Consider the following 18,784-nt stretch of genomic DNA (forward strand, 5'->3'; position numbering starts at 1 on the left):
GGTTTCTGAGCCAATTGAGGCACAAGAGAGGGAGATTTCTGAGGCAGAGTCTGTTTTTATTGTCGCTGTTTGAGTGTCGCTTTGGAGCTTTCGCTTTGACATTTGAGATTTGAGATTGAGCCAAGAGGGGTTAGCGGGCGATCGAACAAACCTCCAAGCAACAGGTTTCTGAGCCAATTGAGGCACAAGAGAGGGAGATTTCTGAGGCAGAGTCTGTTTTTATTGTCGCTGTTTGAGTGTGGCTTTGGAGCTTTGGAGCTTTGAGATTTGAGATTGAGTCAAGAAACGTTAGTGGGCGCGATCGAACAAACGTCGAAACAAGAGGTTTCTGGGGGAATTGAGGCACAAGAGAGGGAGATTTCTGAGGCAGAGTCTGTTTTTATTGTCGCTGTTAATCGCGATCGCGGGAGTCAAGTTTTGATGCTCCGATCTGTGCTGGCAAATGCCTCCCGCGAGGGATGCCACTGGCTGCACAACCTGTAATTGGATAAATGGCGTACTAGATAGATTTGGTGGTAAAATCAAGTTTGGTAACTCCCATCGGTACAAAAGTTTCGGAAAACGTGAAAATGGCCAGTCCATACGGCTGTGCCTTCCGATGTAAAACCCAAAGTACGTTACGGTAAACAGGTCATATTTTAAGCAAGTTAAACTGCGCAGGAGAACTGACAAATGCTACAGCGCAAAATCTATCAACTCTGTTGTGATGGTCGTGAGGTTTCTATTTTTCTTCGAGATCAGCAACGTTGGATAGAGCGCGCTCGTATCCTAGATATTGAAGGGGATCTAGTCACGCTGCGCTACGAAACCGACGAAGAAGACGAAATCAGCTCTTGGGAAGAAATGGTGCGTCTCGAAAGTATTGGAGCTGTGTCCCAGAAGTTGGCTTCGGTGTCCAGAACTAACTGCGAGCCCCTAGTTTCTGACGATTGTCCCGAAGCCGAACAAATTCGCAATCACTACCCGGACTCGAATTTGGAATAGTTTTGAGCTCGCGCTTGAGGCACAAGGAAAACTTGAGAGAAAAGAAAACGACTTTTCTCCCTTTTTCCTGGAGGAATTACGCAAAAAACCCGGTTTAGACCAAAAATATTCTCGGTTGTGACCAAATAAGGTATTTTGCCTTTAAATTTAAGCTTTATGGCGGGCTCTCCTGCCCACCCCACAAGAGCTTAAGTACACAGTAGTTGAAAAATTATTCAATGCGCGATACCTTACCCCTGGTTAAACGGGGTTTTTTGTCTGGGTACGTCTAGGACTGTTTTTTTTTTCTTTGCCTGCTGGCTGGTTTCGAGGTGCCCGACAGCTTATTCGCCGTCTGTTTCCCCATCTAGGAAAAGTTCGGACTCCGGTATCGCTTTAAACACCGGACAGAAACCGTCGGGGGTAACTTTAAAGCCAAACAAAGCAGATAATTGGTTCCAACAGCGCTGGCCCCGGTAGTGCTGGCAATTGCCGCAGCATTCGAGGTTTGCCTGAACGGCGCTGCCTTGAAAAAGCAGTTCCCGCTGGGAGATGCCCCGCAGTACCAGTTCTTCGCCTTGCCACCGCGCTTCTACCAAACCGGTATCGGCAAAATTGGCCCATCGAGGGTCGGCTGTAATCGGACTCGGCAAGCTAATTGCTACCTCTGTCCCCAATTCGCTGAGTTCTCCCTCATAGTTAGTTTCCGGGATAGCGGGCTGCAAAAACATTTCCCCGATCGGCAGTTCTACAAGTGTTCCGACCGCCGGAGTGTGCAACTGGTAGCGGTTTCGCAGCTCGTCCAAGTTAGCCAAGTCAGCCAAATATGCAGGGGAACCGTGGAGTAAAATTACGTGCTGGGGACGCAAATTGTGGATGAGCTGGGTAGTCCCTGGGCCGTCGCAGTGTTCGGCTAGCAGATAAGTTTCGACGCTTCTGACTCCAGATTCGGGCCAGTTGCTGACGGGATATCCGGGTTTTTGAGGTGCGAGCAAAATCCAAGGATTTGTGCGATCGGCAACATACAAAGCCAAATCAGCAATTTGGTCAGTAATCACAATACACGGCGTGGAACCCAATCCGAGGCGCTGTTCGGCAGACAGCCGGCGGACGCGGGGTTTCACCCTTTCGTCCCAAAACAAAGGTTGGTGCAGAGCAAAATTTTGGACGGCGGTGGGAAATTGGGGCAACAGTTCCAGATAAGCGTCGCACCCGTCGGCGACAGTGCCGTCCACCCAAATATCCAAGTCGCGGCCAGTAAAGTAGTGGTGACTGCGGAGCAGCATCAGCAGTTCTTGGCCCAAACCGAGTGCCGGCGCGGGCAGCAGTACCGAGTACCCGTCGGCGATGGCGCGGTGGATGCGATCGGCTAACTGATTTTCCAGTTGTCGGCGGTGAGGGTGGCGCGCCGTGCCGTAACTGCCTTCCAAAATTAAAACATCGGGTTTCATGCCCCTGAGTTCTCCCAGCGGCAAACCTTCCACCAAACGAGAATTGGACAGGAAAAAGTCGCCGGTGTAAACCAGGGTGTAGGTGCGGTGGGGGGCGGCATAAGTCAGGATCACAGTCGCCGCTCCGGGCAAATGGCCAGACGGGAACAACTGCACGCTAAGTCCCGGGCGCAGTTCGATCGGCGACTGCCAGGGCAGTGCCTGACAGAACCGAGACTCTGGCTGCTGAGACCGGGATGGCCAGTTGAGCGGTAGCAGCCGCGTTGTCACTTCGCTGGCGTAAATTGGCAAGTGGGGGAAAGATTGATGGAGTGCTAGCAAACCTCTGGCGTGGTCAGAGTGGGCGTGGGTGCACACCACAAAATCGGCTGGCAGCGATCGATTTAGTGTCGCTGACAGGGGTGCAATATCCTCTATACCGCAGTCGAGTAAAATGCGGTGCGGCCCCATTCGGACTAGCAGACAGACCCCTTCCTGTGCGTGGCCTGCGCCGTAAGGTAAACAATCGAGATCCATCACTGCGGTTAGCTCCCTGCTTTGCACGCAACTTGCAGTATCGCCACATTTAAACATCGGTTGCGACTGCATTCATTCGATCGAGTTCACTCCCGGACACAGAAACCGGGTTTGATGGACGAAAACACTTTGTTGCCGCCCTCGCTCCGGGTAAATAAACCCGGTTTCTGTAAAGTTTTGGTGCGTAAGCCCTGGAGTTAAATGTTTGCTCGAAGGCTCCGGCTCCCGTGCAAGGAAAGTAATTGCACTTAAGATTTGATGCAGTGCCAGGAAAGCGATTTTCCCAAGGCCTTGACCTGACGGGCATTCGGCCTTCGACAAAGTTCATGTTACTGGTTCTGGCATCAAAAGTTACATTTTATTGCACCATGTAAGACCAGCGAACTCGATCTCATATTCTGAGTTTTAAACCTTTTTCCACAATTTGCGCTTGCTAAAAGCTGGTCTTTTTTATGAGAAGATTTTAAATCAGATGCCCAAACATCTTGATAAAACTTTACAAATCTTCATTTTTTGGGTTTTGAGGGCGGTGTATAGTCCAATCTGAAAAACTTGGAGAACAAGAATCGTGCTAGCTAACTGCTTTGGTCAGGGCAGAGAGAGGCTTTATGAGTTCGATCGGTTTCTTTGTAAAAGTTTGATACATTTTTCTAAGCAAACCTTGTGGCTATCCTGGAGAGAGTTTAAATGGATTTTTGACCCCGCCCAAAAACGGATACAAGTTTCCGACAGTAGTCGCCAGCCACCCAAAGTTGTAGACTCTTGTTCTAGTTCCCAGATTCATCGGGAGTAAATCTCAAATCGTTCGACTCAGCGCGACTCGGCTCAGTGCTCGCCTAACGTTGGAGCATGGCTCGACTGAGCGTCGAACGTTTCGGCGAAGTCTCACGCCGAAGTCTCAAACCTCAAATCTCAAATCGCCTGACTGCCCCATAATAGGTTTGTTTACTCCGCTCATTGACTAGGGGACAAAACGATACGTTCTTTTGTTTTACCCCCAACACAGCCACATCAATTCCGACAATAAATGATATTCATCCTGTAAAAATACCACTAACTTGCCAGAAGTAATCTCGGCTCGGTGAGTGTCCAACCCGTCTGTAATATGCTGTTTTTTTTATCATTGCTGGGTCTTATTTAGGGTTGCGTTTTTGAGTTTTTTTCAGCTAATTAGTGCCTGGTTGAACTTTGTGGAATAGTTTTGTGCGGAGTCAAATACCAGATCGTAGTTCTCCAATATGTATCCTTGCATTTCTGTGATATTCCAGTTTTTTGACGGCAGCCAGCAAACGACTGCTGCGCTTTGCGCAGATTATAAATAACCGGCTTAACCTAGTCGATCTACCAGTTTTAACCGGAACTTACCCCGTGTGCGGGGTAAGTTCCGTTTGAAACAACTTCGTGTACTCAAACTCCCTGATTGCATGGAAGCTACTAGCATTTACGGGGAAGCTTTAGCCGAATTCCTCCATTTGGCTCGTTATCAGGTTAGTATCGTCAATCCTGCCAGGATTAAAGGGTTTGCTAAAAGCGAACTTTTGCGAACCCAAGCCGATTCCGTAGATGCGACACTGATTGCTCGTTTTTGTGCATCTGTTAAACCCTCATTCTCGACACCTACTGCACCTGAAGTTAAGGAATTACAAGCTGGCTTTGCGATCGGTCGAATCTGCGAGCGAAATGTCAACTCAATAACAGAACCGTCGGGAAACAGCTAGATCAACTGTTGCTTCCCTTACGCGAGCATATTTGGAGTATCTTAAACAGTAATAACAACCGATCAAATAACTGATTAGTGACCATTTTGACCAACACCCCCATTTTTTAAAAAAGGGTGAAATCTTGACCTCAATTCCGGAATTGGTGAACAAACGGCATCCATATTATTACCGTAAATTGGTGAGGTTTTTGATTAAGAGAATGCCTGTAAATTAGCAGCTTATGCAGGAGGCTTCACTCCCTGCAAATGCAATTCTGGGACTTCTATTAAAGGCAAAACTCGTTTGTCATACGCCGGCAATATCCGACTGCGAAAAGCTTTGTATTTGCTGGCTGTGGTGGCGATGCCCTGCAATCCGTTACTCAAAGCAATGAGTGAGCGATTATTGGGTTGTGCAAAGGTCAAAATGCAGGTGATTGGTGCAATGATATCCGAAGTTGGTGCATTTGGCTTTTGGGATTTTAAAATCCCAAAAGCCTTTCGATCCCAATTATGCGATCGCTACCGCTTGACAGGTCAAAACAGTATCTACAAGACCCTAGAAAATATTATTGTTTTTTGTGCTGTTCTACTTGGCATGGGGATTTATTCCCAAAAATTAGTATTTTATTTGTTGCCTCTATATTATCGCAACGGACTTGGGATTGCTAGAAAACTACTACTCGCGAAAGTTGGAATGGGGAGAGTTTTTAATTGTTTGGTATTTTGTCGAGCATAGTACCCGATCGCAATTAAAGCTGAAATGAGGAGCGAGCCCACAAACCCGGTTTTCTCAAAAAATCTGGTTTTTAAATGTGGCATTAATGGCGAGGCTTGCTAGCGCAACGGCTGCCAATAGCACCTGCAATTGACACAAGCCTCAACGAGCGCTCGTTTTTGACGGCAAATATAATGTACGAAAAAAACTTGACATCAGCAGGTCATCGAAAGTTAAAATATGAATAACAGCAATAACAAAAATGAGGCTTTATGTTTGATTCGCAAGCCGGGAGCGACAAGTATAGCATTAATAAATTGCTATCTTCTAAAACAATTTTGGCTAAAAAACATCCGGGAAAATACGGATTATTTATGAGTTTTTCACAATCTAAAATTTAGAATCTAAAATCTACAATCTTAAGATGGCATAACTCATGGCAACAGCTATTCTTGACCTGGAAATCTCCAAACTTCCGCCCGAAATTACGGTTGAGGAGCGTTACAGCAAAGCCTTGGTTTTAATTCGACTGCACGGAAAACCGATCGGCCAAGCTCTACTTTCGGTAGTCAGAGGTAGCATTGAGGGATCTCAATTGCAGGAAACACTGATGAATGCTGCGGGGGAGAATCTTTGGAAAAATTGGCTCTACGATTCCCTCGCATGGGACGAACGCGGGCCCCTGCAGGCAATGCCGATCGCCACAGTAGCGGTTTGCACGCGCGATCGCCCGGAAGATTTGCGGCGCACTCTTGAAGCGTTTATGCAGCTCCCAGACGACGGTCAGGAATACTTAGTAATTGACAATTGTCCCGCCACGGACGCTACCGAGGAACTGGTCAAAAATTACCCAAAAGTCCGCTATGTTCGCGAAGACGTACCGGGTTCCAGCGCTGCCCGCAACCGAGCTTTACGCGAAGCTAAACACGAATTCGTAGCCTTTACAGATGACGACGCGGCCCCCGATCCCAACTGGCTGCGATCGCTCTTGTGGAATTTTAGCGATCCGCGAGTGATGTGCGTCACGGGGCTGGTGATGCCCTTGGAACTAGAAACCGAAGCGCAAGAATGGTTCGAGCGCTATAGCCCCCACGGGCGGGGCTTCGATCGCCGAATTTTTGACGGGGCGCACTGCAACCCGCTGGTTGTCGCTCCTGTGGGGGTTTCGGCGAGTATGGCTTTGCGGAAAAGTTCGATCGACTGTATCGGCTTGTTTGACGAGGCTTTAGGGGCGGGAACGCCCACTGTCGGAGGGGAAGACTGTGAACTCTTTGCCCGCATTTTGCGCGCGGGCTACTGCATCGTCTACGAGCCGAGAGCTTTGAGCTGGCACCGCCATCGGCGCACCTGGGAAGAATTGCAAAAAACGCTCCAAGGCTACGGCATCGGAGTCTATGCTTTCTGGACGCGGATGTTTGTAATCAACAGAGAATTCAGTGTGCTGCGGTTAGCTTGGGGATGGTTGCATTCCAAGCAAATTCCTGAATTATTTGCTTCTTTGCGAAAGCAACCCGAGTCGATTCCGAGCGATTTGCTGTTGGCTCAACTGCGGGGCTGTGTCAGTGGGCCGATGGCTTATTTTGCTTCTCGCAAGTGGTTGCAAGAAATTAAGGGGAGCAATGAATAGGGAGTTTTAGATTATTTTTAACCGCAGATGAAAGCAGATGAAATGTAGATGAAGTTAATTTTGGTAATGTAAATATGGAAAATTTGACTGTTAGCGTAATTATTCCCACTCACAATCGAAGTTCTTCGCTGCGGCGGGCTTTGGATGCTTTGCACTCGCAAACTTATCCGATCGAGCTGATCGAAGTTATTGTAGTGGCAGATAGCTGCATTGACGATACTTTGGCAATGCTACAAGACTACAAAGCTCCGTTTAAACTGCACGCGAACGAGGTAAATTGCCGGAGTGCTGCCATCGCCCGCAATACGGGAGCGGCTTCGGCTACGGGGCAATTGCTGCTGTTTCTCGACGACGATATCGAAGCCCTGCCGCCTTTGGTGGAAAGCCACGCGCGCGCTCACCGAGAGCGTCCGGGATCTGCTGTCATGGGCCCATATCCGCCTAAGTTGCACGGAGGAACTAGACTTTTTGACGTGGAAGTGCGATCGTGGTGGGAAGACAAGTTTTATCAGATGAGCCAGCCCGGTCACCGATTTACTTATAAAGATTTGCTCAGCGGCAACCTTTCTTTGGATGCAGAACTGTTTGCTCGTCTCGATGGCTTTGATTCGGCTTTCGGGAACTGCGGCGGGGAAGATTACGAGTTTGGGGTGCGTTTGCTGAAAGCTGATGTACCTGTTGTTGTGGCTGCTGAAGCAGTGGGCTATCATTACGAACACGAAACCAACAATATCGATCGCTCTTTCCGCCGATTTCGTCAGGAAGGGCGCTCGGATGTTTTGATCGGCCACCGACACCCGGAACTTAAACCGACACTGCCGATAGCAGCCTACGAAACTGCTTACTCGCTGGTAGATAAAATTCTGGTAGCTGTCACGTTTTTCTGCCCGGCTGCTGTGGATTGGCTGGTTCTGGGACTGAGGAAATCCCTTGATTTACTCGAAAGCTTGCGGATGCGGGGAACTTGGCGCTGGTTGCGGGCAAAATTGCGCGGTTATTGGTATTTGCGGGGTGTTATCGATGAGTTGAAAAGTAGATCGGCAATTTGTAGTTTTATGCAAGGAACCCCGGCCCGCGGCGATTTAGGCGGACATGAAATTAACATCGATTTGGAGCAAGGTTGGGAAGCCGCAGAAAGCCTGCTGGACGCGGAACGACCGGCTGGGGCTTACCTGTATTACGGTCAACAGAAAGTAGGCCACATTTTTCCGCAAGCGGGCGCGGAACCGCTGCGGGGCGCTCACTTGCGATCGATTCTGGCGCTTCACTTTGCCGAACCCCTGGCTCGGGCGATCGGGGTTAACGGTATGCCCTGCAAGGCTGAAACGATCGAAGAAAAGCCTTTAGTTGCTTTTAAAATGTACGAATTAGCAATTAATAAGTATGTCGGGGACTTTAAACTCAAAACTCCAACTTCAAAAGTTGGGAAATTGGAAAATTGGGAAATTGCAACTCAAAACTCCCAACTCAAAACTCAGAACTTTTCTCTCTAGTTCCCGCTGCACTATTTTTAGGAGCAACTTATGGCAATAAAAGTGATGGAAATTGAGTTGGCAGAACAGATTAATCCGATTCAAAAGCTCGGAAAATATGAAAGATTTCGCATTTTAGTTCGCTACCGGGGACGACCTCTGGGCTGGGCTTATGTTAGTAACAGTCCCTGGGAACAAACAATTGCGACCGATCGAGTGCGACAAACAATTGTGGATCAGTTAGGCAAAGAGTTGGTGCGATCGACTTTGGTAGAGTTCTTAGGCCAGGAACCAGCAGCAGTTTCCCATCGCCACCTGCCGTCAAAGAGCGTTGTCATCTGCACCCGCAACCGCACTGTGCCGCGGCTGGAAATTTGGAATTTTGTTTGCTCTCAGTGGCTGAACAGGTTGCTATTGCGTCGCTTGATGATTCCTGGCCGGTTGACCTGCAAATTGGTAGTGACTGAGTTGCTGGGAGTTCTGCAAAGTCCTTTTGCTTACAGGGAAGCGCACTTGCAAGCCCAGTGTTTGGCTGCTGTTCTTGGGGTTGAACCGCTGGTATGTGCCGGAGGTGTGCGGTGAGAAATGCGGGAACGCTGGTTTATCGGCGCAAAATTGCTCATTGGTTCGATTTACTGCGGGTGTTGGTCGATCGCGATATGAAATTACTTTACAAGCGATCGACCTTGGGGATTGCTTGGACTTTAATCAGTCCGCTGTTACAGTTGGCTGTATTTTCCTTTTTGTTTCGCTCTGTCGTACCCCTTAATATTCCAAAATTTTCTTCCTTTGCTTTCAGCGGCTTGTTAATCTGGAATTGGTCTCAAACGGTATTGTTTAAATCAACGGCATTAATTACCAATCATAAGCCACTAATCAGGCAGCCAAATTTCCCCCCGGCAATTTTGCCGGTAGTCGCGACGACGACGGGGCTCATTCACTTTTTCTTAGCATTGCCGGTGTTACTTATCTTTCTGGCAATTGATGGCGTTCCTCTGAATGCAGTGCTATTTTTGTTGCCACTGCTGATGATTATTCAGTTTTTCCTAACAGTTAGTTTTGCTTATCCCCTTGCCGCTTTGAATGTCACTTTCCGCGACACTCAGCACACTTTGGGAGTAGTTTTGCAGATGCTCTTTTACCTGACTCCGATTTTCTACGACATCAGCAGCGTCCCGGAAAAATTTAAGATTTTTTATTACTTAAATCCAATGGTGCCCCTGATTGAAGCTTACCGCGCCATACTTCTTAAAGGTATGCAGCCGGATTGGTCGGCTCTGTTAATTTTGAGCTTGGCTGTGGCGGCTCTTTTACCCATCGGACTGGGAATTTTTAGACGGCAAAGCGCTCATTTTGTGGAGGAAGTGTAAATGCGTGAAGCAATTATTGTCAAAGGTTTGGGTAAGCGTTTTAATCGCTACTCTACCGCGAAACCTAATACGATTATGGAAGCCGCTTTGTCCGGTTGGTGGAAGCTGAAGCCGGAGGCGAGTTTTTGGGCGCTGCGGAATATAAATTTTACTGTTTCTCCTGGCGAAATGCTGGGAATTCTTGGCAAGAATGGCGCGGGAAAATCAACGCTGCTGCAAGTTGTCGGCGGTATTTGCCGGGCTGAGGAAGGATCTATTAAAGTTAACGGCAGAATTGGCGGCTTGTTGGATTTGGGTGCGAGTTTTCACTCGGATCTAACGGGCAGAGAAAACGTATTTGTGGGTGCGGTGGTGGCCGGTTTGACTCGCCGGGAAGTGGCGCGCAGGTTTGACGATATTGTGGAATTTGCAGAGTTAAAACAGTTTATTGACAGCCCGACGCGGACTTACAGTACGGGGATGAAAATGCGGCTGGCTTTTTCGGTGGCGGTGCATACCGATCCCGAAGTGCTGTTAGTTGATGAACATTTGTCGGTTGGTGATGTGGCTTTTCAAACTAAATGTTTGAATAAGATAACTGAGTTTAAGAATCAAGGATGTGCGATTGTTTTGATTTCTCACACCGCGTCGCAAATTCAGAAAATGTGCGATCGGGCTTTGTGGCTAAAATCAGGTGAAATCGTTGCTTATGGCGAACCAGAAGTGGTAGTCGGTCAGTATTTGTCAGAAATGCGATCGTCCACATCAAATAGCACTCCTCTGCGTGCTGCTGAAGCTACAAGTAGCGGCTCGTCACAGCGAGGTAATCAGAATCGCTTCGGTTCTATGGAAGTAGAAATTACCGATGTCAAAGTGTCACCAAATACGGAAATAGATAGCGGTGAAGCTATTAGCATTGAAATTCATTATTCGGTATCGCAGGAAATTTCTGCTGCTATTTTTGCCGTAACAATCAGCAGGGAAGATGGTCAAAGCTGTTTTGAGACTAATACTAATCAAATGGGCAGACTGCTGCCGCTGGTGAAAGGGAAAGGCAAAATCCGGCTGCAAATCGACAGGCTGGATTTAGGAAACGGTCAGTATTACGTGAATGCTGGGGTTTACGAGGAAACTTTGGCTTACGCCTACGATTATCATTGGCAGGTTTATCCGCTGTACGTGCGATCGACTGTCAACCAAAAAACGATTCTTTGTCCGCCCTACCGTTGGGAATTTGAGGGCAAAATGCCGCTTCGGGATTTACCTGAACTAGCCTCTCTTACTTACGATTTGGATAAGAATAATCCCGGCTACGCCAAGATTTTGACTCAGTTGGAAAATAAGCAAAAACCTGACTTTTTAATTGTTGGCGCTCAAAACTGCGGCACGGAATATCTATACAGCAATCTCGAAAATCATTTGCAAATTATTAAAGAAGGTTCCCGGGACATTCACTTTTTTGATTTGAATTTTGAGCGTGGTGTTGAGTGGTACAGCAAGCAGTTGACGCGGAGTGTCGCGGGTGACAAGGTGCTGCTGTGGGAGATGACTCCTTACTATATTTATCATCCTTTGGTGGCGGAGCGAGTTTACAAGTGTTTCCCGGATGTTAAGCTGATTGTGATGCTGCAAAACCCAGTCAAACGAGCATGGATGCACTATCATTTAGAAGTGGCGAGTGGCTGCGAAAAGTTGGATTTTGAAAAAGCGATCGCTTCTGAACCTGATAGACTCAAAGGTGAGATTGAAAAAATCCAAGCTGATGAAAATTATTACAGTTTTAATCACCAGCATTATTCCTATTTGTCGCGGGGAATTTATGTAGAACAAATCAAAAACTGGCTCGACTATTTTCCGAGGGAACAGTTGCTAATTCTCAAAAGCGAAGATTTTTACGCAAATACCGACAAAGTATTTTCGGAAGTATTGAGTTTTTTGGATATTAGTGCGAGTGCAATTAAAGAATATCAAATAAATCATATCGATCGCTACAGCCAACTGCCGCCCGAAATCGAACAAAAATTGATAAATTATTTCAAACCTTACAATCAAGAACTTTCGGATTTGTTGAAAGAAAACTTTAATTGGAGTTAGGAAAAAAGTTTTTGCCCACATAGGAACAAAAAAGACAGAGATTTACCAATGATTTCTAATAAATGATACATGAATCATAGCTGTTTCTTCTCTTCATCTGTGCAGTTAGCGCTCTTTGCTGTTAATAAAAAAAAATCTAATTCACAAACCATTTATCAGCTATAAAAATGAAACGGATATTTTTACTAGGCTGTCCGAGAAGCGGCACAACCATGCTTCAAAGTTTATTAGCCGCTCATCCTGAAGTTATTTCTTTTCCTGAATCTAAGTTTTTTCACTATTTACTGTACAATAAGTTTGCGGGAAAGTTGCCAGGTAGGATGGAAGCTTTTTTTAAGGATGAGATTAATCGCCCTGAACTTTTACAAAATTTTGATGATAGTCAAACTGTGGCAACTAAAGTTAGTTGGTTTGTCGGAGTTTTGGATGGTTTGGCTGCGGAACAAAACAAAAGTATTTGGTTGGAAAAAACCCCGGAACACATATATTTTATTGAGGATATACAGCGCTTTTTGCCGGATGCTAAATTTATACACATTTTGCGAAACAGTATAGATACAATAGCTTCTCTGCATGAGGCTACTAGGAGTTCTCATGATTTGTGGGGGCCAGGTTGGGATTTAAACCACTGTATTACTCGCTGGAAAGAGGCGATTTTAATTAGTCACAAATATGCTAAAAAATCTAATCATATATTAGTCAACTATGAAGAAATTGTAGATAATAAAGTAAAAAAAATAAAAAACATATGTGATTTTATGGGCGTTGCCTATGATGAAAAAATGCTGGAACTTTATCAAGAAAAAGCCGTTAACCTCAGTTTAAATCTACCTTGGCACCAAGGGATTGAGAGAGAAGTTGAAAGTAATAAAAATCACAAATATCATAAAAATTTTACGAAAAATGAAATTAAATATATTTTAGATAAAATTAAGCGAGTCAAGGGTCAAGTTGCCTGGAAAGTTACGGTAGAAGTGAGCGAACCAATTTCCAATATTTGCGATATTCCGCAAATATGCGATCGCCTGTGCTGTACGATCGAACTAGAAGGAATTAAACTCGGTATTATTGAATTGCCGATTTGCGATGGCATGGTTGCGGCTTCGGTTTTGGCGGATGCGATAGCAGCCCAGTTTGCTTGGCCCATTCTCGATCGCTTCTTTCAACGCAATCGCAGCGAAAAAGGCAAGAGATTGTGGCAAACTTTGCTGGGATCATTGCACAATAAAAATGACTGGACGCTATTTTTGCAAGAATTATGGGGGCGTCCGCATTGGCATTTGGAGGATTTCTACAAGCCAGAAATAGCAGAGGAAGTCCCAACAATTACGAGCGAAAAAAAATTGATTGCCTTAGAAGTTAGCGAGGATTTTCCTAATATACAAGTTGATATTTGTGAAATTGACGTGCTGGTGAAAGTAGGCGGCGTTGCTGTCGGTATTGTCAGTGTTGCTGTGGAAAATAATTTTGTTTCTGCTCAAAAATTGCGATCGACTATTACTCGAATTAGTGGTTTTGAGTTGTGCGTCGCCACGGTGCGAGAAGCTTTGCTGGGAAAACCGCTCAACGGCAAGCAATCGCTGCGATCGCGCTTAGCCTCTTGTGCTAAACAAAGGTCGGATTTGCCCGACTCGTTGAATGCACCGGGTGCTGAGGGCATTTACCCGCCAAATGCGGTAATGTTCGGCAGGCGATCGGGTGCGATCGGGACGAGTGTCAGCCGCCGGGCCGCACTCCCAGCCGCGGCGCTGCGGGAAATCGCGTCAGCGGCGGCAATTGCGGGGGAAACTACAATGGAAATTGCCTCAGAAAACGAGTTTCCAAAGCAAGTATTTTACGCACCGGAAATTATTGGGCGAAAATCGCCGTATGGGGAAGTTTCTCACTCGGTGAAACCTCAAGTTTTTGACAATCATAGCGTTACACAAAGGCTGCCGATTCTCGCCTACCGTCGCATTTCTCCTGACGGTTTAGACGCAGTTACCCCCCAGGTTTTGGAACAACAGTTGCAGTATCTTAAAGATCGTGCTTATTATAGTGCGAGTTGGGAAGATTGGCGAAGTGCGAAACTGGATAAAACTCCTTTACCCGGTAAAGCTGTATCGATCACTTTTGATGGTGGCTATCTCGACTTTTTCCAATATGCTTGGCCTGTGCTAAAACGCTTTGATTTTACAGCGACTGTTTTTCTGGTAGCGGAGTCGATAGGAAAGACAAGTAGTTGGGAAAAAGCCGAATTTGAAGAAGTGCAGTTAATGGGATGGCCGGAAATTCGCCAACTGCGGGATGCAGGGATTAAATTCGGTTCTATGTCTGCTACTTATCAACCTCTAACTGCATTGTCGCCGACAGAAATTGTGCGGGAGGGGGCGAAATCCCGTGCTATCTTGGAAAGGGGATTAGAGAAATCTGTTAAATGTTTTGCCTATCCTTACGGGGATGTCGATCCAATTGTAGCGCATTTAATTGGAGCGACTGGGTATACTTTTGGTGTATCATATAGGTCAAATTTTAGCAGTTTTGACGATGATTTACTGTCGCTGCCGCGCATTCAAGTCACAGCAGAAAATTTTTTATGGCAATTAGGTTTGTAGGGCGCGTCAGCCAGCGAGATTTTTGCCTCAACTAAAAATTTCTCAACTGGCGCACCTTACAAGTGAAATCGCTTAATCAATCCCTTGATTTTCCGCTGCAAATAACCGCCTAGCCCTCTGGAAATCTTCTCAAACTTATAATAAAATAAAATATCCATAACATCTTCTGTTTTCATATACTTTAAATAAGAAATCATTTTATCTGTGAGTTCATCATTAACATCATCGATATATTTTCTCACAGCCAACCTTTCCGAAATATTCCATTTTTTATCAAACTTGCGGTGCATTTCTGTCTCATAATCCCGAAAATCTGAGATTTTACCCTCCAAATACCTTTGAATATATTTCCCCGCTATTTCCGCACCATCCATCCCGTGTCTAATTCCTTCGCCACCCAAAAAATTTACTGTCGAGACACTATCGCCGATCGCAATTATATTATTATGCTTGCAATAAATATCTTTCAAACCAGGACTGTACTTCAGAGTCGAACCGTGTTTGTCAATAATTTTATAAGTTTTAGACTTCAGATATTCATCAATCAGTAAATCAATATATTTTTTCAGCGGTGACAAATGCCTCACCGTTTTCGCATCTAAAAAAATGCGACCCGCACCAACTTTCAGCCTGTTCTGTTCCATTGGGAATATCCAGGAATAACCCTTCGGCATCCATTTATCGCCCAAAAAAAAGATTAAATCACCGCTGTATTTATTGTAAACTTCTGGCTCTACTTCAATTAAATATTCGATGCCGGTTCCCGACAAAAAATCGGGCTTATCCTTCTCTTTTTCGTACATAATCGCCCTAGCAAAGCCAGTAGCATCAACCAATACTTTCGTGCTAACTTTGATAACTTGACCGTCGGATAACTGTTTAAATTCTACTGTTGTTTCGCCCTTGGCTTGTGAATGTCCGGTGTAACGATAACCAAGCCAAACTTCACCGCCAAATCGCTCAACTTCGCTGGCTAGAAATTCTCTAAATTTAGCAAAGTTGAGAACAACTCCCAACCTTTCTGGAGACTCCCAACTTTGACTGACTTTGCTAGTTTCAATAGTAAGTTTGTGCCAAAAACTGCCGATTACGAATTCAGGTAAATCAAATTTAGAGAGGGTTTCTAGAGGTGTAGCGGCGCTAGAAAAGTCATTTTTATTAAAATTGTCGTTTTGCTCTGCCAGCAATACTTTGTGGCCAGATTGGGCTAGGATTCTCGCGCAGTGACCGCCTGCTGGGCCTGCTCCTACTATTACTATGTCAAAACTTTTTAAATTCATTTTGATTTTAACTCGCTCCCAATGTCAAAACACCCGCAGGGATATCAACTACTAACCGCCGATTTTTCAGCCACTGGCGGCCGATTAAAATTTCCGGTACTCCCTCACCCACATGAACGGGAATGTCAAATTCTAGGTACTCAATACGCACTTTTCCTACATAAAGTTCAAAATCAAATTCTCCCTTAGCTGTTCGCATTTTTTCTTGTTTCACATATGTCGAATCAAGTCCCTCTAAATCCTGACTGTCCATTGCTAACCAGCCAGAAAAACCTGTATCAAGCAGAGCATCAACAGGTAATTCTAAGCCGTTATCAGCAATCAGTTCAAGTTCAAAAAATAGCTCGTCCTCATCACCAAATCTTCCTTGAATCATATTGTGCCACAAACTCCGGTTTCATTGATCCGAAAAACGTGCAATTTAGCTTTCGGGTATTTCTCATGGGCTAGGTTTGCAACTTGCATATCATCTTTGTCGATAAAATATTCCCCGCTGTCGGGTTCAACGGCCATGTACCAGTTGTAGTGAGTGTCGATTAATTCTGGTTTAAGGCGATCGAAAATTGGTTTGCAGCGCTGATAAAATGTTTCTCTTTCGGCTCGCCACTGGGCTTTTTTTTCTTCTGACCATTGAATTTCTGGGAACAGTCTTCCCCGCCGCACGGTACGATTTGGTTTCACGTTAGTCATTGTTTTTTCTCCCTTATCCTCAAATCTTCCTTCAATCATGCTGCTCTTTCACTGTCATAGATCGGATATCGAAGAGTAAGGTGCGCTAGGCGCACCCTACAATTCTAGCTATTTCACGCTAACAGGTGACTGTTTGCGGCTGAATGTTGCTAAGATGCGATCGACCATTTGCGGTGGAGTTAGCCCTAAACTTGCAAATGATTGCTCTGGCGTTGCATGATCTACTAATGTATCCGGTACGCCCAGCCGCATCAGCGACACGAGGACATTATTGTCGAGCAAAGATTCGGCTACTGCTGAACCAAAACCACCCATCAAACAGCCTTCTTCTAAAGTGACAACTCGCCCGATTCGCTGTGCTAAAGGCAAGATTAATTCGGTGTCCAAAGGCTTGACAAAACGCGCATTGATTACAGTGGCTTCAATGCCGTGTTCGCTCAGCATCTCGGCAGTTTGCATCGCCGGATAAACCATTGAACCGTAACCCAATATCAGCAAATCATCGCCGTTGCGGAGAATTTCGGCTTTGCCGATCGGCAATTCTTCCCAACCTTCCTCCATCAGAGGCACGCCGTAACCGTTACCGCGCGGGTAACGCATGGCGATCGGGCCGCTTGTGTGGTTGATTCCCGTGACTATCATCCGCTGCAATTCTGCCTCGTCTTTGGGTGCCATAATTGTCATATTTGGCAGACAGCGCAAGTAGGAAATATCGTACATTCCTTGGTGGGTGGGGCCGTCAGCACCGACAATGCCGGCTCGATCCAAACAGAAGAAAACGGGCAAATTTTGGATGCAGACATCGTGAACTATTTGATCGTATGCCCGCTGCAAAAAGGTCGAGTAAATTGCTACAACGGGGCGCATTCCTTCGCAGGCTAAACCAGCCGATAAAGTCACGGCGTGCTGTTCGGCAATGCCGACATCGATGTACTGTTTCGGCAGTTTTTCCTGAAGTTTATCCAGACCTGTTCCGGTTGCCATTGCAGCGGTAATGCCGACAATTTTTGGATTATTTTCTGCTAGCTTGACCAGGGCGTGGGTAAAGACTTTCGAGTAAGCAGGAGGCTTGGGTTTGGTGGAGGGAATGCCTTTGCCGGTGGCTAAGTTAAAGGGATTTTGGGCGTGATATCCTACTTGGTCTTTTTCGGCGATCGCATATCCTTTGCCCTTCACAGTCACAACGTGAACTAGCACCGGGCCTTGGATGGTATGACCTTGTTTGAAAGTGGCAATTAACTCTTCCAAATTGTGTCCGTCTACCGGGCCCATGTAAGTAAAGCCCAATTCTTCAATTACGGCTCCAACTTTCGAGACTGCCAAGCGTTTCATCCCTTCTTTGAGGCGTTCCATTTCTGGGGTAAAAGTTTCGCCGACAAAGGGAATATGTTTGAATTGTTCCTCTAAGTTATCTTTGAGAAATTGCACCGGCTGCGAGAGTCGCATCTTGTTCAAATAGCGGGTAATCGCGCCGACATTGGGCGAGATTGACATCTCGTTGTCGTTGAGCACTACCATCAGATTGGTTTTCGGCATATGGCCCGCGTGGTTGATCGCTTCGAGTGCCATGCCGCCAGTCAATGCACCGTCGCCGATGACTGCTACTGTTTTAAAGTTTTCGCCCTTGAGGTCGCGCGCCATCGCCATCCCTAAAGCTGCTGAGATGCTCGTGGAAGCGTGGCCAGCACCAAAATGGTCAAATTTGCTCTCGCAGCGCTTGAGATAGCCTGCAACGCCGTCTTTTTGGCGGAGGGTGTGGAATTGGTTGTAGCGGCCGGTTATCAATTTGTGAGGATAAGCTTGGTGGCCGACATCCCAGGTAACTTTGTCGCGATCGAGGTCAAGTGTTTGGTAGAGTGCTAAGGTCAGTTCCACTACACCCAATCCGGGGCCGAGGTGCCCGCCGCTGGCTGCTACAGTTTCTAAATGCTTTTCTCGAATTTGTCGGGCAATTTGTTCGAGTTGATGAATCGAGAGACCGTGTAATTGGTTTGGGTGAGTCAGTTCGCTCAGATGCATATTTTAAAATCTTGCTCCTGTGAATCAGGACGAATCCTTAACAGATATAGGTTTGGCTTGCGACGTTGGGTACGCGCAAACGTTAGAATAGTTTAACGGTTATTTGAGAAAAACTGTTAGGCGTAAGATTTTTGTTATTTTTGGTCTGGTAATTATAGTTAATAACTTGTGCGCCGTCAATATAAAAAAAGCTTATGTTGTTAGTTGCTAATGGCTAGTTGTTAGCTGCATGGGGATTCTTAAGCATTTAAAGCTAAAACCCCACCTAAAAAAATAGAATATTCAAATACCCGACTTTTTAAAGAAGTCGGG

The 18,784-nt window shown here is 46.0% G+C and carries 14 protein-coding genes and 1 pseudogene; 10 read left to right on the top strand and 5 right to left on the bottom strand.

What is annotated here, in order from left to right:
• The first annotated feature begins 273 nt into the window (after positions 1-273).
• Together QUA54_RS25470 and QUA54_RS25475 are read left to right on the top strand one after the other, a co-directional pair.
• Positions 274-483, top strand: coding sequence for a hypothetical protein (locus QUA54_RS25470; RefSeq protein ID WP_333204355.1), 210 nt, complete (start codon positions 274-276; stop codon positions 481-483).
• A 189-nt stretch (positions 484-672) separates the two neighbouring features.
• On the top strand, positions 673-984 hold the full coding sequence (locus QUA54_RS25475; RefSeq protein ID WP_006633466.1) for a DUF6679 family protein: 312 nt from the start codon (positions 673-675) through the stop codon (positions 982-984).
• Positions 985-1,307: 323 nt separating this feature from the next.
• Here QUA54_RS25475 and QUA54_RS25480 read toward each other — a convergent pair whose 3' ends face one another.
• A complete protein-coding gene (locus tag QUA54_RS25480; protein WP_172185184.1) occupies positions 1,308-2,930 on the bottom strand; it encodes an MBL fold metallo-hydrolase in 1,623 nt (540 codons plus the stop codon).
• 1,388 nt (positions 2,931-4,318) lie between these two features.
• On the opposite strand from QUA54_RS25480, the gene QUA54_RS25485 reads away from it, so the two are divergent.
• From QUA54_RS25485 to QUA54_RS25520, 8 genes and pseudogenes are all read left to right on the top strand, one after another.
• Positions 4,319-4,648 (top strand): IS110 family transposase, encoded by a 330-nt coding sequence (locus QUA54_RS25485; protein WP_333416851.1) that lies wholly within the window; start codon positions 4,319-4,321, stop codon positions 4,646-4,648.
• Between the two features lie 213 nt (positions 4,649-4,861).
• Positions 4,862-5,368 (top strand): annotated as a pseudogene (locus QUA54_RS25490) (transposase); the annotation flags it as partial.
• A gap of 415 nt (positions 5,369-5,783) precedes the next feature.
• Positions 5,784-6,974: a glycosyltransferase gene (locus QUA54_RS25495; RefSeq protein WP_333416853.1), complete on the top strand. Its 1,191-nt coding sequence runs from the start codon at positions 5,784-5,786 to the stop codon at positions 6,972-6,974.
• Positions 6,975-7,048: 74 nt separating this feature from the next.
• Positions 7,049-8,467, top strand: a complete 1,419-nt coding sequence (locus tag QUA54_RS25500; RefSeq protein ID WP_333416855.1) for a glycosyltransferase family 2 protein — start codon at positions 7,049-7,051, stop codon at positions 8,465-8,467.
• 30 nt (positions 8,468-8,497) lie between these two features.
• The gene (locus QUA54_RS25505; protein ID WP_333416856.1) at positions 8,498-9,028 is read left to right on the top strand and encodes a hypothetical protein; all 531 of its coding nucleotides are present in this window, start codon (positions 8,498-8,500) and stop codon (positions 9,026-9,028) included.
• The gene (locus QUA54_RS25510) at positions 9,025-9,816 is read left to right on the top strand and encodes an ABC transporter permease (RefSeq protein ID WP_333189458.1); all 792 of its coding nucleotides are present in this window, start codon (positions 9,025-9,027) and stop codon (positions 9,814-9,816) included. The genes QUA54_RS25505 and QUA54_RS25510 overlap by 4 nt, the downstream gene beginning before the upstream one ends.
• Entirely contained in the window at positions 9,817-11,889 is a 2,073-nt protein-coding gene (locus QUA54_RS25515) for a Wzt carbohydrate-binding domain-containing protein (protein ID WP_333416858.1), read from the top strand.
• Between the two features lie 167 nt (positions 11,890-12,056).
• Positions 12,057-14,483, top strand: coding sequence for a sulfotransferase (locus tag QUA54_RS25520; RefSeq protein WP_333416860.1), 2,427 nt, complete (start codon positions 12,057-12,059; stop codon positions 14,481-14,483).
• Between the two features lie 56 nt (positions 14,484-14,539).
• Here QUA54_RS25520 and QUA54_RS25525 read toward each other — a convergent pair whose 3' ends face one another.
• The 4 genes from QUA54_RS25525 to dxs form a co-directional block, all read right to left on the bottom strand.
• On the bottom strand, positions 14,540-15,763 hold the full coding sequence (locus tag QUA54_RS25525) for an NAD(P)/FAD-dependent oxidoreductase (protein WP_333416862.1): 1,224 nt from the start codon (positions 15,761-15,763) through the stop codon (positions 14,540-14,542).
• 7 nt (positions 15,764-15,770) lie between these two features.
• Entirely contained in the window at positions 15,771-16,139 is a 369-nt protein-coding gene (locus QUA54_RS25530) for an aspartyl protease (protein WP_333416864.1), read from the bottom strand.
• On the bottom strand, positions 16,136-16,453 hold the full coding sequence (locus QUA54_RS25535) for a hypothetical protein (RefSeq protein WP_333416866.1): 318 nt from the start codon (positions 16,451-16,453) through the stop codon (positions 16,136-16,138). The genes QUA54_RS25530 and QUA54_RS25535 overlap by 4 nt, the downstream gene beginning before the upstream one ends.
• Before the next feature lie 108 nt (positions 16,454-16,561).
• A complete protein-coding gene (dxs, locus tag QUA54_RS25540; RefSeq protein ID WP_333416868.1) occupies positions 16,562-18,472 on the bottom strand; it encodes a 1-deoxy-D-xylulose-5-phosphate synthase in 1,911 nt (636 codons plus the stop codon).
• Between the last annotated feature and the right edge of the window lie 312 nt (positions 18,473-18,784).

The sequence above is a fragment of the Microcoleus sp. MOSTC5 genome (assembly GCF_036701825.1).
Taxonomy (GTDB): Bacteria; Cyanobacteriota; Cyanobacteriia; order Cyanobacteriales; family Microcoleaceae; genus Microcoleus; species Microcoleus asticus.

Excerpts from the sequence above, each read along its gene's own strand:
- QUA54_RS25475 (WP_006633466.1), top strand. The coding sequence starts at position 673 with ATGCTACAGCGCAAAATCTATCAACTCTGTTGTGATGGTCGTGAGGTT.
- QUA54_RS25480 (WP_172185184.1), bottom strand. The coding sequence starts at position 2,930 with ATGGATCTCGATTGTTTACCTTACGGCGCAGGCCACGCACAGGAAGGG.
- QUA54_RS25495 (WP_333416853.1), top strand. The coding sequence starts at position 5,784 with ATGGCAACAGCTATTCTTGACCTGGAAATCTCCAAACTTCCGCCCGAA.
- QUA54_RS25500 (WP_333416855.1), top strand. The coding sequence starts at position 7,049 with ATGGAAAATTTGACTGTTAGCGTAATTATTCCCACTCACAATCGAAGT.
- QUA54_RS25505 (WP_333416856.1), top strand. The coding sequence starts at position 8,498 with ATGGCAATAAAAGTGATGGAAATTGAGTTGGCAGAACAGATTAATCCG.
- QUA54_RS25515 (WP_333416858.1), top strand. The coding sequence starts at position 9,817 with ATGCGTGAAGCAATTATTGTCAAAGGTTTGGGTAAGCGTTTTAATCGC.
- QUA54_RS25520 (WP_333416860.1), top strand. The coding sequence starts at position 12,057 with ATGAAACGGATATTTTTACTAGGCTGTCCGAGAAGCGGCACAACCATG.
- QUA54_RS25525 (WP_333416862.1), bottom strand. The coding sequence starts at position 15,763 with ATGAATTTAAAAAGTTTTGACATAGTAATAGTAGGAGCAGGCCCAGCA.
- QUA54_RS25530 (WP_333416864.1), bottom strand. The coding sequence starts at position 16,139 with ATGATTCAAGGAAGATTTGGTGATGAGGACGAGCTATTTTTTGAACTT.
- QUA54_RS25535 (WP_333416866.1), bottom strand. The coding sequence starts at position 16,453 with ATGACTAACGTGAAACCAAATCGTACCGTGCGGCGGGGAAGACTGTTC.
- dxs (WP_333416868.1), bottom strand. The coding sequence starts at position 18,472 with ATGCATCTGAGCGAACTGACTCACCCAAACCAATTACACGGTCTCTCG.